Annotated in this window: 13 protein-coding genes; 3 read left to right on the top strand and 10 right to left on the bottom strand. The window is 63.3% G+C overall.

What is annotated here, in order from left to right:
- Positions 1-112 precede the first annotated feature (112 nt).
- Complete coding sequence (locus tag F0A16_RS21780; protein WP_187776033.1) at positions 113-250, bottom strand: hypothetical protein; 138 nt, start codon at positions 248-250, stop codon at positions 113-115.
- 52 nt (positions 251-302) lie between these two features.
- On the bottom strand, positions 303-1,292 hold the full coding sequence (locus F0A16_RS15035; protein WP_223119804.1) for an aldo/keto reductase: 990 nt from the start codon (positions 1,290-1,292) through the stop codon (positions 303-305).
- Between the two features lie 183 nt (positions 1,293-1,475).
- Between F0A16_RS15035 and F0A16_RS15040 the strand changes: the two genes are divergently transcribed.
- Entirely contained in the window at positions 1,476-2,450 is a 975-nt protein-coding gene (locus tag F0A16_RS15040; RefSeq protein ID WP_149436225.1) for an AraC family transcriptional regulator, read from the top strand.
- Between the two features lie 447 nt (positions 2,451-2,897).
- Positions 2,898-3,593, top strand: a complete 696-nt coding sequence (locus F0A16_RS15045) for an aspartate/glutamate racemase family protein (RefSeq protein WP_149436226.1) — start codon at positions 2,898-2,900, stop codon at positions 3,591-3,593.
- 141 nt (positions 3,594-3,734) lie between these two features.
- On the opposite strand, the gene F0A16_RS22265 is transcribed toward F0A16_RS15045, so the two are convergent.
- The 8 genes from F0A16_RS22265 to F0A16_RS15085 all read right to left on the bottom strand — a co-directional run bounded on the left by F0A16_RS22265 (position 3,735) and on the right by F0A16_RS15085 (position 11,111).
- Complete coding sequence (locus F0A16_RS22265; protein ID WP_149436227.1) at positions 3,735-4,007, bottom strand: DUF4236 domain-containing protein; 273 nt, start codon at positions 4,005-4,007, stop codon at positions 3,735-3,737.
- Complete coding sequence (locus F0A16_RS15055) at positions 3,982-4,308, bottom strand: hypothetical protein (RefSeq protein WP_149436228.1); 327 nt, start codon at positions 4,306-4,308, stop codon at positions 3,982-3,984. Before F0A16_RS15055 ends, F0A16_RS22265 begins: the two co-directional genes overlap by 26 nt.
- 62 nt (positions 4,309-4,370) lie before the next feature.
- The gene (locus F0A16_RS15060; protein ID WP_149436229.1) at positions 4,371-5,348 is read right to left on the bottom strand and encodes a sugar phosphate isomerase/epimerase family protein; all 978 of its coding nucleotides are present in this window, start codon (positions 5,346-5,348) and stop codon (positions 4,371-4,373) included.
- Complete coding sequence (locus F0A16_RS15065) at positions 5,345-6,796, bottom strand: NAD(P)H-dependent oxidoreductase (RefSeq protein WP_149436230.1); 1,452 nt, start codon at positions 6,794-6,796, stop codon at positions 5,345-5,347. The genes F0A16_RS15060 and F0A16_RS15065 overlap by 4 nt, the downstream gene beginning before the upstream one ends.
- Before the next feature lie 15 nt (positions 6,797-6,811).
- Positions 6,812-8,365: a tripartite tricarboxylate transporter permease gene (locus F0A16_RS15070; RefSeq protein ID WP_149436231.1), complete on the bottom strand. Its 1,554-nt coding sequence runs from the start codon at positions 8,363-8,365 to the stop codon at positions 6,812-6,814.
- Positions 8,366-8,390: 25 nt separating this feature from the next.
- The gene (locus F0A16_RS15075) at positions 8,391-8,882 is read right to left on the bottom strand and encodes a tripartite tricarboxylate transporter TctB family protein (RefSeq protein WP_149436232.1); all 492 of its coding nucleotides are present in this window, start codon (positions 8,880-8,882) and stop codon (positions 8,391-8,393) included.
- Between the two features lie 53 nt (positions 8,883-8,935).
- On the bottom strand, positions 8,936-9,949 hold the full coding sequence (locus F0A16_RS15080; RefSeq protein WP_149436233.1) for a Bug family tripartite tricarboxylate transporter substrate binding protein: 1,014 nt from the start codon (positions 9,947-9,949) through the stop codon (positions 8,936-8,938).
- A gap of 121 nt (positions 9,950-10,070) precedes the next feature.
- A complete protein-coding gene (locus tag F0A16_RS15085) occupies positions 10,071-11,111 on the bottom strand; it encodes a 4-hydroxythreonine-4-phosphate dehydrogenase PdxA (protein WP_149436234.1) in 1,041 nt (346 codons plus the stop codon).
- Positions 11,112-11,337: 226 nt separating this feature from the next.
- Between F0A16_RS15085 and F0A16_RS15090 the strand changes: the two genes are divergently transcribed.
- Positions 11,338-12,003: a GntR family transcriptional regulator gene (locus F0A16_RS15090; RefSeq protein ID WP_187776035.1), complete on the top strand. Its 666-nt coding sequence runs from the start codon at positions 11,338-11,340 to the stop codon at positions 12,001-12,003.
- Positions 12,004-12,363 lie beyond the last annotated feature (360 nt).

Consider the following 12,363-nt stretch of genomic DNA (forward strand, 5'->3'; position numbering starts at 1 on the left):
ATGGAATGAGTTGCCTGCATCAACATGATGGCAGCTCTCTCTTCGGCGCAGAGATGGTGATAGCAATGAGTCATGACAACACCTTAGCTAACAGTTCGGGTGTTGCACTTGGTTATCGAGACCGCCCTTCCTTGCCGTCGGTCGGACCGTAATAGCCGGTCGCCATGGCCATGCAGCCGAGGCCCTGAAGGCCGACGGTCGGCCCGTGTTGGCCCAGTCTCGTCGTGGGCAGCGTTGTCATCTCACTCATGTCTCATCACTTTTTGGAAAGGTGCGTGGCGGGTTTGTTGCCTTGAAAACGTTCAGCGATCGATCGTCGCCATGACGAAGTCGGGATAGCGATTGCCGGCAACCGTGCCCGCCACCAGCGCATCGTCGAGCGCGCGCATGTCATCGGCGGTGAGGCGGATTGCATCGGCGGCGAGGTTGTCCTCGAGGTGCGTGCGCCGCTTGGTACCGGGAATGGGCACGATGTGATCGCCCTTGTGCAGCAGCCAGGCGAGCGCGATCTGCCCCGGCTTCACGCTCTTGGCCTCGGCCATGTCGAACACGATGCGCGCCGCCTTCACATTGGCGTCGTAGTTTTCACCCTGGTAGCGCGGATCGATACGGCGGGTGTCGCCCTCGGGATAGTCCTCTGCGCGCATGACGCTGCCGGCGAGGAAGCCGCGGCCGAGCGGACAGAATGGCACGAGGCCGATTCCCAATTCCTCGAGAACGGGCATGATGTCCGGCTCCAGATTGCGCTCCCATAGCGAATATTCGCTTTGCAGCGCGGAGACCGGGTGCACGGCATGCGCGCGGCGCAGATTGGCGGCGCCGATCTCGGAGAAACCGAGGTAGCGCACCTTGCCTTCGCGCACGAGGTCGCCGACGACCCCGGCGAATTCCTCGATCGGCACCTTGCGGTCGAGCCGGTGCTGGTAGAGCAGATCGATATGGTCGGTCTGTAGCCGCTGGAGGCAGCCCTCCACCGCGGCGCGGACCGCTTCGGGGCGACTGTCGGTCTCGGCGCCGACCTGACGGCCGTTCTCGAAGCGGAAGCCGACTTTGGTGGCGAGAATCACGCTGTCGCGTCGGTCCTTGAATGCCCGGCCGAGCAGTTCCTCATTAGTATAGGGACCATAGCCCTCGGCGGTGTCGAAGAAATTGCATCCCAGCTCCACGGCGCGGTGCAGGGTCGCGATCGACTCCGCCTCGTCCGCCGGGCCATAGGACTGGCTCATCCCCATGCAGCCGAGGGCGACCGCGCCGACTTCCAGTCCCTGATTGCCAAGGCGTCGTTTGCTCAATGTCATGAAAATCGTCTCCTGATGATCTGGCTTTGGTAAATGCCTGCGATGCACGGCGAGGCTCGACAATGCTCTGCAGCCATGCGTTGCCGCCGGATTGCACGGTTTGTTGCACTAGCTTAAGGCGCGGGTTCCGGACTTTGAATGCTTGATAATCCGTATTAATTGCGCGATAGTTCAAATATGAGTACTGATCCCTTTTCCGAGATCCTGAAGTTCACAAACGCCGAATCCCTGGTGACGGGCGGCTTCACGGCGGGCGGCCCCTGGGCGATCCGCTTCCCGGCGCCGGACAAGATCAAGTTCTTCGCGGTCGTGAAGGGACATTGCTGGGTCAGCATCGAGAGTGAGGCAGAACCGGTTCACTTTGAAACCGGAGACGTGGGGCTTCTGACGGCGCCGCGGTCTTTCGTTCTGTCCAGTGCTCCGGATGTCGAACCGCTCGATGCGATGGCGCTGTTCTCAGGGGCCGGACGATCGACCACACAACTTGGCGACGGCCAGGACTTTGCCCATATCGGCGGTCATGTGCTGCTCGATCCCGTCGGTGGGCGGCTTCTGAGGGATGTCCTTCCCGCGTGGATTCATGTGCCGGCCGCATCTGCGCAAGCGACAGCGTTTCGATGGCTTCTCGACCAGCTTGTCGAGGAGCGGGCTGGCGATCTGCCCGGAGCACAGCTCGCAACGGCGCAGCTCGCGCAACTGCTTTTCATCCAGATCCTGCGTGCCCACCTGCAAACGTCCGACCATATGCCTGCCGGGTGGTTGCGGGCCCTGGCGGACCCGCGAATTGCTCCGGCGCTGCGCCTGATGCATGGCGAGCCCGGTCGCTCCTGGCACCTGGAAGACCTGGCCAGGACGTGCGCCATGTCCCGAACGAGCTTTGCCTACCACTTCCGAGCAGTGGCGGGGGTCCCGCCGCTGACCTACCTTGCCGAGTGGCGCATGCGGCTTGCGGAACGCGCGTTGCGGGAGGAGGAAACCCCCGTGGCGGCGATCGCCAGGTCGCTTGGGTATACGTCCGAAAGCGCCTTCAGCAATGCCTTCAAACGCATGACGGGCAACTCGCCGCAAAAATTTCGAATTGCTGCTCAAAAAGGGTCTCGGGAAAACCCATCATCCAGGTCGCGAGACACCGACGCGATGCGGACAGCCTGAATTCAAGCCGAGATTCCGTCGGTCGCCCGCGCTATCCAACTCCATTGCGTCCCGGACGGACAGCTCCGCGCAAAGGACGCGCGAAGACAAAGCTCTTGCTTGGCCAATGAAAAAATGGCCGCTTTCGTGACCGGTCTCTTCTCTGGCGAACGACCGAATGGGGCGCGACGCGAACATCTCTTGGTTGTGTCAGCCATCTCTGCCGTGTCCTTATGCCTATTTCGAGGGGCACAGAGGGCTATGGAGTAGACATGGTTCTCATCGCTATCACGCGTGGTCCGCCACGAATTCTGAATCAGCCGGCTCGAGTAGCCGGCTTTTTCATATCTAGAATAGGGCCCTGGGGGAAAGGAAAAGCCGAGCATTCCCCGGTGTCGTCGAGCCCCGTCACGATCCAAAGACGGTATGATTAAAGTCTCGAGGAGAGGCCACGCGGCGGGGACCGGGATGAAAACCATTGGTGTACTGGGCGGCATGAGCTGGGAGTCCACCCAGAGTTACTACCGCATGCTCAACGAGGGCGTGCGCGAGCGTCTCGGCGGGTATCACTCGGCGAGGATAGCGATGGTGAGCGTCGACTTTGCCGAGATCGAGGCGCTGCAGCAAAGTGGCGATTGGGACAAGGCAGGGGACAAGCTGGCGTTGGCGGCCCGTCAGGTCGAAGCCGCAGGCGCCGAGTGCCTGTTGCTGGCGACCAACACCATGCACAAGGTGGCCGACGCGATCGAGTCGGCACTGAGCATCCCCTTTCTTCATATTGCCGATGGCACCGGTTCACGATTACGCGCCGCTGGCGTCGAGCAGGTCGGCTTGCTGGGGACGCGCTTCACGATGGAGCAGGAGTTCTATCGGGGCCGGCTGCTCGACGAGCATGGCATCTCCTGCCTGGTGCCGACCCGGGAAGACCGGGACCGCGTTCATCGGATCATCTTCGAGGAACTGGTTCATGGCGTCATCACCGAACCATCGCGGCACGTCTATCGGGAGATCGTCACCAGGCTCCAGGCCCAGGGCGCGCAGGGTGTGATTCTGGGGTGTACGGAAATCGCGTTGCTGCTCCGGCAGCAGGATTGCGACCTGCCGCTCTACGACACGACCACGCTGCATGTCGAAATGGGGCTCGAATTTGCCTTGGGCGAGTAGCCGGTCGCGGGCGCAATCTCTCTCGGATTGACGAGACAATTCAACCCGATGAGGGGCGCCCGTCGATCGATAATGGCGCTGGGGACTATCCCCTGCGTACTTGCCCGACCCTCGGGCCGGGGCTTTTTCGATGCTTGTCCGCTAACGCCGTTTCTTTCCTGCTTTCCCAGTCCGTGATGTTCGTTTCCATAATGCTTGCCGGTGACAGACGCCGGATCCGGGGATGCCCGCATGGCTGTGAATGCCGCGCCGGCTGACATTCAGGTTGGCGCCGCGGGGGCCGATCAAGAGCGTCGGACCCTGGCCGTCGAGCCGAATCCGTAGCCCTGGGGCCAGCCGCAGCACGCGACGAAAGCGAAGTCCCATGGGATATCTCCTGGAGATCTGTTCACGGTTGACCGCGACTGACGGCATTCGTTCGTCGGGCTTGCAGCGTTCGCCACAACGGGCTGCCGGGGACGATCAGCGCCAGAAGAAGACAGGCGACCGCCGGGGAGAGAACGTCGAAGATCGAGTCCAGCGACCAATGGTGAACGAGTCCGTAGAAATAACCGACCGCGTTGGGTCCTCCGCCGGCATACTCGTGCTGGGCGATCTCGCGCCCGAGAAACACCGCGACGATCAGCGAACCGCCTACCCAGCGACCAACGAGCGGCCATAGCAGACATTGAAAGGCGACAGCGATGATGGCGTGTTCGAGATGGCTGATGTTCATGCAAACCTCGTGGGCAATCGGTTGGCGTCAGCATAGCTGCCCGCGAGGTGAGCGGCGGAGCATCAGCCTCGGTGCGGCTGCCTGACCCGGCTGGCGTGCGGCGTGACGTGACGACAGGCGGGCAGGACCCGCTCGCGTAGATAGCGCTGGTTGGCGGCGCAGACGCTGAGGCCGTCACCACCATAGTGCTCCAGGCAGATCACGCCGCGAAAGCCCGCCTCGACGGCGAGTTTCATCGCCTGGCGATAATCGATCAGGCCGCTCTCCATCGGTGCGGGGAAAGCGACGTAATGGTCTCGTTCGGCGTCCTCGTCGCGCATGTAGTTCTTGGCATGCCAGAAGTTCGACCACGGTAGCACCTTGCGCAAGGCATCGAGCCAAGGCTCCACCGGCCGGTGCAGCCGGATCAGGTTGCCGATGTCCGGATTCAATCCCACCGAGGCCAGGCCGATCTCCTCGACCATGGCCACCGCCGAATCGGCACTCCCGAGATAGGTATCCTCGTACATCTCCAGCGACAGCACGATACCGAGCTCGGCGGCGTGCTGGCCGAGTTCACGGATTCGCGTCACCGCCTTCTGCCACTGCGCCCGATCGTCGGGATCGTCGCGGTGGCCTGCCACGGTCCAGAACCAGAGCTGCCGCTGCTGGGCCTCGGTCAGTGGCCGGTGCAGGCCGATCGAGACGGTGCCGATGCCGAGTCTGGTGGCGGCCTCCAGCGAGCGGTGGCTATAGGCCAGGTGATCGTCGCCATGGCGCTCGTCGATCACGCTCGAGCGCACCACCGAGATCGAACTGGGTTTCAGGCGCGCCAACTTGATCACGCTGGCGAGAGCGTCCAGTTGGTCGTCCGGCATGTCGCCGGGACGAAAGCAGTTGTCGGAGAGATCGACGTGATCGAAACCGGCCTCGGCGATCTCCTGGAACAGCGGGTGCCACTGCTCGGCGCTGGCCGTCTGCAGCGGAGAGCCGTCCGGCAGACGGCTGGAGAACGGCAGCATGGCAGCAGCGATGGGCCAGTCGGCAAGATCGGTGGTCATCTGGGGGCCTCGATTCTGGGGGGCTCGATAGTGGCGTGGGTCGATGTCATGGCGTCGGCGAAGAACAGCGCGTCCTGATCCTGGCGTAGCTTCCACAGCGATGAGCTGTCGTCGATGGCGACATCGCGCAGGCGAATGGGCTCACCAGCGCGGACCGGGCGCATCAACACCCGGTTGGCGGCGAGATAGTAGGGCAGTGGCGCGTCGTCGCCGAGCGGACTGGCCGGCACCAGCGCCGACGATACGTGGTCGATGCTGTGGTGGTGGCCGTGAGCGGTGAGCGTGGTGCCTTCGCTCAGGTTGGTTCCGGCCACGGCGATCAGGTCGACATGAGGTCTCGGCTGGCCGACGCTACTGGGAACGCCGCAGCGCACCATTTCCAGCAGGGTGGTGGCGGCTTCCAGTCCGAGCAGGTGGCGGGGCAGCGGCAGCATCGCGCTGTCGCCGCGCCGGCCGACCAGATGGCCTTTCTCGGCCAGCATCTGCCAACTGGCGCGATCATGGCCGCGCACGACCACGAATACGCCGCCGGCAAGACTGAACTCGTCCGGCCGCCGCAGGCAGTGGAAGACCTCCAGCGCCGGCGTTCGCGTCAACAGGCCCCCGTCGGCAGTCGGCACGAACAGATCGGCGATCTCGCCGAGACGGGCGATGGGGTAGTGCAGTGATGGACGATCCGGCATCACGCCGGTCGCGTTGGCGACGATCGCCATCTCGCACAGGTCCGGCACCGCGTGCTGCGGCAGTGCGCCGGCCAGGCGGGCACGATCCGTCCCCCACTGGCGGTGACCCTCGCTGTCCAGCCCCGCGGGCAACTCCCAGCGCTCCCCGAAGCCACGGACGTCGATGCGCTTGCCATTGCTGGCCAGGGTTTCCGTCGATGGGTCGAAGACGAAGTCGTATTCGCTCGACTTGCCCGCGGCGAGGATCTCCAGGCCCACCGTTTCGGCCCAGCTGACCAGGCCGATCGCCAGCGCCGGCTGATCGCCATCCACCGGGCTGATCACGCAGCCGCGCTTGCGGGCCATGGCCGCCAGGCCGGGGCCGACCACGCTGTCGACCTCCTTGGTGACCAGGGCCACATGGTGGCCGGCCTCCAGTACCAGCGCGGCGTGACGGGCGCCGGCCTCGGGGTGACCGGTGGCCTCGATGACGACGTCCAGGGGGAGGTCGATCACGGCTTCCAGCCGGTCGCCGACGATCCAGTCGCCTCGGTCCCAGGCGCGGCTGGCTTCTGCCGGCGTACGGCAGTGGCGGATTCGGGCCGACTCGATACCGGCGTCGACCAGTGCCTTGGCCGCAAGCGCCGGATCCAGGTCGATCACTACGCGCGCCTCCACGGCTGCCAGATGTCGTGCGTGGAGGATGAAGCTGCGGCCGAAGCCACCCGAGCCGATCACGCAGCAGCGAATCGGTGCGTCACCATCGAGATAGTGGGAGAGATGCATCGGTATTTCCTTGTCTCAGGGACGCGAGTCGGGTGTTGCCGGCTTCGAGGCCTGTGGCTTCTGGCGATGCAGCCGCCGGCGCCAGCCTCTCAATCCCAGCATGCGGGAGAACAGCGGCCACACCAGCATCAACACCCCGAGCCCCATGATCGTGGTCACCAGCGAGTTGGACCAGAACACGGTCAGCGAGCCGTCGGACATCACCATCGACTGACGGAAGGCTTCCTCGGCGCGATGGCCGAGCACCATAGTCAGCACCAGCGGGGCGACCGGGTAATCGAGCTTCTTGAACAGGTAACCCAGCAGGGCGAAGAACAGCAGCAGCCAGAAATCGAAGGTGGAGTTGGCGACCTGGTAGACGCCGGTGAAGATGACCGCCACGATCACCGGGCCGATGATGGCGAAGGGCACCCGCAGGATCGAGGCGTAGAGCGGTACCGTTGACAGGACCAGGATGACCGCGACCACGTTGCCCAGGTACATGCTGGCGACCAGTCCCCACACGAAGTCGGGGCGGGTGATGAACAACATCGGCCCCGGCGTCAGTCCCCAGATCATCAACCCGCCCATCATCACCGCCGCCGTTGCCGAACCCGGCACGCCGAGTGCCAGCATCGGCAGCAGCGCGGAGGTCCCCGCGGAGTGGTCCGCCGCTTCCGGCGAGACGATGCCGTTGGGCTCGCCCTTGCCGAAGCGTTCGGGATGCCGGGAGAAGCGCTTGGCGATGCCGTGACTCATGAACGAGGCGGCGGTCGGCCCGGCGGGTGTGATGCCCATCCAGATCCCGATCAGGATGCTGCGGATCAGCGATGCCCAGTAACGCGGCAGCTCCGCCATGGTGCGCAGGATGTCCCGGACCCGGATGCGGCTCTTGATGCCGTTGAAGCTCAGGCCCTCTTCGGTGGTGACCATGAGTTCGGCGATCCCGAACAGACCCATGACCGCGACCAGGAAGCTGATGCCCTTGACCAGATCGGGAATGCCGAAGGTCAGGCGCAGCCCGCCGGAGACGCTATCCATTCCCACCGTGGCGAAGGCCAGTCCCAGCATCATCGAGACCAGCGTCTTCGACGGCGCGCTGGAGCTCATGCCGATGAAACTGCAGAACGCCAGGAAGTAGACCGCGAAGTACTCCGGCGAGGAGAACCTCAGGCCGAACTGGGCCACCGAACTGGCCAGCAGCGTGATCATGACCACGCCGGCGAGCGCACCGAGGCCGGCGGACATGAACGCCAGGGTCAGCGCGCGGGTCGCCTCGCCGTTGCGCGCCATCGGGTAGCCGTCGAAGGTCGTGGCGACCGATGAAGGCTCTCCCGGGATGTTGAACAGGATCGAGGTGGTGGAGCCGCCGAACAGCGCCCCCCAGTACATGCAGCTCAGCAGAATGATCGCCGAGACCGGGTCCATGGTAAAAGTCAGCGGCAGCAGCAACGACACGCCGTTGGGGGCGCCCAGCCCCGGCAGCACGCCGACCAGCATGCCCAGCATCACGCCAATCACCATGATCAGCAGATGATTCCAGGTCAGGATGGTGGCAAAACCATCCATCAGCAGTGATAGGTTGTTCATGGTGCGATCCCCTGAAGACGGGCGCTTAGTAGACGCCGAACGCGTGCTCCAGGGGGCCTTTCAGCAACGGCACCTGGAATACGAGTTCGAACAGCAGGTAGAAGCAGACGCTGATCGCCACGCCGCTGGCCAGCGATCTCCACCAGGTGTAATGACCCTGAAGTCGCATGGCGAACAGCACGTAGAGCGTGGTCCCGACATAGAGCCCCAGCAGTAGCGAGACCACCGCGAAGCCGAGGATCGGCAGGACGAATCGGGCGAGGGATTTGAGCCTGGCAGCGTCCAGAAATATCTCGTCCTTGTGGCGCTGTCCGACGATCGCGCGCAAGAGGTTGACGACGCTACCGGCCACGACCAGTACGCCGATCCAGAACGGGAAGTAGCCGGAGTCCGGACCGCTCGGGGTCCACCCGGTACCGACCTGCCAGGCGCCGTAGCAGATCGCGAGACCGATTCCGCCGGTCAGCAACGCCGTGGCGATCTCCATGCTGTAACGGGAAATGCCGTTGTGGGTCATGCTGATTCCCTCCGAGGCGTGGCGGGCGCCAGTGGCTGCCCGCCGGCGTGGGCTCAGGACGCGTTCCAGCCTTCCTGTTCGAATACCTTCCTGACGGTCTCGGCGTTGTCATCGATGTACTGCTCGAGCTCGTCACCGGTCAGGAACTGACTGGTCTGCACGGTCCGGGTGGTGTAATCCTTCCACTCGGGGGTCTCGCTGACCTTCCTGAGCAGCTCCTGGTAGTAGGTCACCGCCTCCTGGGGCGCGTCGGCCGGCAGCCAGACGGTCCGCGGCATGCGGTATTCGCTGATGTCGATACCCTGGGAGATGCAGGTGGGAATATCGCCCCAGCCCTTGTCTTCGTAGACAGGCTCGCCCTTGGGCAGCTGTTCCGGGCTGAACACGCACAGCGGCTTGACCATGCCGGCCTGCCACTGGCCGAGGTTCTCGTTGGGGTTGTTGACGTTGGCGTCGACGTGGCCGCCGGCCAGTTGCACCAGCGCCTGGCTACCGCCGTTGAAGGGCACGTAGCGGAAATCGGCCCCGGTGGCCTCCTCGATCATGCTGACCAGCGTCTGGTCGGTGTCCTTGGACTGACTGCCGGCGAACTGCATCTTGCCGGGATTCTGCTTGGCGGCGTCGATGAAATCCTTGGCACTGGCATAGTCGGCATCGCCGTTCACCCAGATCAGGAATTCGTCCATGGCCATGGCCGCCACCGGTTGCAGATCCTCGGCGGCGTAGGGCATTTCGCCGACCTCGGGCAGCAGATACTCGTTGTTGGTGCCGAATGTCAGCTTGTAGGGGTCGTCCTTGGAAGAGGCCGAATAGACGTAGCCCTCGGCGCCGCTGCCACCGCCCTTGTTGGAGACGATGATCGACTCGTCCATCAGCTTGTGCTTGCCGATGATCGACTGCACGGTGCGTGCGAAGGTATCGGTACCGCCACCGGCGCCCGAGGTCACCACGAATTCGACGGGGCGCTCCGGTTGCCAGGCCAGCGCGCTCCCGGAAACGGTGAGTGCGGCAAAGAACAGGGCCAGAGGCTTGAGCTGATGGGCGGAAAGGGGGTTGCGCTTGTACATGGCGTTTCTCCTGTCGGTTCTCGCGTTGTTGCTCTTGTGGGTGTCGCTCGTGAACTGTCTCGTTGAATCGGACTTCCACTACCCTTCACCGCCACCGGCAACCGCCCGTGGCGGTGAAACTTCAGACGCCCGCCCTGCGCGCCTGGCCCGCCATGCGTGAGGCAAGCAGCAGCGCCTGTCGGGAGGCACCGAGATCGGCGATGCCGCGGCCGACGATGTCGTAGGCCGTGCCGTGGGCCGGGGTGCAGACGGGAAACGGAAGGCCGCCGAGCATCGTCACGCCGCTATCGAACCCCATCATCTTCATCGCGATCTGACCCTGGTCGTGGTACATGGTCAGCACCGCGTGGAACCCCTCCTTCACGGCGCGGAGGAAGACGGTGTCGGCGGGGAAGGGGCCTTCGACGTCCATCCCCTGCTCGCGCGCGCGCCGAATCGCCGGCTCGATGATGTCGATCTCCTCCATGCCGAAGCTGCCGCCATCGCCGGCGTGGGGATTGAGACCGGCAACGGCGATACGCGGACGATCATGTCCGGCCTGCTGAAGGCAGCGGTGGGTCAGCGTCAGCTCGTCGACGATCGACTCCGGGCTCAGGGCCGCGGCGACGTCTTTCAGCGGGATGTGGGAAGTGACCCGTGCATTCCAGACCGATTCGAGAATGTTGAACTCGCGGGCTTTGCCGTCGAAGCCGATGGCGTCCGCCACGAAGCGAATCTCGTCGTCGTAGCCGGGGTTGGCATAACGCATCGCCTTCTTGTTGAACGGGGTGAAACAGACCGCATCGACCTGACCCTCATTGGCCAGTGCGAGCGCGCGGCGGAAGTTGGCCGAGGCGAATTCACCGCCGGCCGGGGTGGCCTGGCCCTGATCGACCGCTTCCAGCGCCAGGTTGGCGAGATCGAGAAAGGCCGGTGCGGTCGCCAGACCCTCGAGCGGACTTCGTCCGTCGACGACATGGAGTTGCGGCGAGAGGCCGGCGATGCGTGCGCCTTCGTCGAATATTCGACGATCGCCGATGATGACCAGGCGGACGGCCCGGTTGACGGTATCATCCGCTGCCAGCTTGGCCGTCAACTCGGGGCTGATGCCGGCAGGATCGCCCATCGCCAGGGCGATGACCGGCAACTCGGAAGCGTCTTTGCGCGGGGGTGAAGGCGTCATGATATCTCCTGGTCTCTGAGGCGGCGTGCTTGGTTGAGAGGAGATTGCGCTTAAAATCAAAATGTATACATTATACGTTGGTATTGAGGCACAGCGGTCGGCAAGCGCAGTATGATGTCTTCACGCTGTTCGGGAGGGCCGTGTCTCATGGACGGCTCCCGGCTGAATCGAGACATTCCAGGCGCCTATTTCGACGAACGAGTCCCCATACATGAAGAGATCAGCCATGTCCGACACGACGTCGCCGCGATCCGCGATTGCCAGACACTCGCTGCACGATGCGATCACCAGCCATCTTCGTGACATGATCATCGAGGGCGAACTCGAACCTGGGAAGCGGATCTACGAGGGACCCCTTTGCGAACGGCTCGGTGTCTCGCGGACGCCGCTGCGAGAGGCGCTTCGCTATCTGGCCAGTGAAGGGCTGGTGGAGTTGACGCCGCAGCGCGGCGCCTCGGTTCGCCATTTTTCGGCAAAGGATATCCAGGACATGCTGGTGCTGATTCGCACGCTCGAGGAGTTGGCGGGGCGCCTGGCTTGCAGCGAAGCGAGCGATGAGGAGGTCGCGGGGGTCCGGGAGCTTCATGACGAAATGTTGGATTACTATCGCGATGGGAATCGGCTCGATTACTACAAGACGAATCAACGCATCCACTCTGCCATCGTTGCGCTGAGTCATAATGAATCGCTGATTCAGGTTCATGGTTCACTCCAGTCGAAACTCAAGCGGGTGCGATTCATCGGACACGAAGGCGAGGAGAAGTGGGCTGCGGCCGTTGCCGAACATGAATCGATGATCGAATCCCTCGAGCGACGGGATGCGCCGGCCTTGGTGACGGCCTTGAGCGAACATCTCGAGCATGCCTGGGAACGGGTGCGTGACGTCGTTTAAGGAAGCCTGCGCTGGCAGGATCGTCGCGGGAGAAAGGTGGAAGGTATATAGGATTGATTCTATTTTGTCGGCAATGTCTTACAAAAGATCGGATCATCCGGTCTATTTTCTCCTCCTGGGAGAGGATAAGATAACGATTCGTTGTAGATCCTTGGTTCCCCGGCTCTGGCCGGGGATTTTTTTATGGGTCTTATTTATCTCTTCTCCGATCTTTTGCCTCTGCCGTCCTGCCACTTGTTTTTCCGATTGCCGCTCCGAGGCTTTGTTACAAATCGCTACCGAATACTTCCTTTTTAATTAACTTGCATTGGTTCTAAAATTATCGCCGTGCGTGCAAGATCATGTGGCTGCTCAGTGGGA

The sequence above is a fragment of the Salinicola corii genome, assembly GCF_008298015.1.
Taxonomy (GTDB): Bacteria; Pseudomonadota; Gammaproteobacteria; order Pseudomonadales; family Halomonadaceae; genus Salinicola; species Salinicola corii.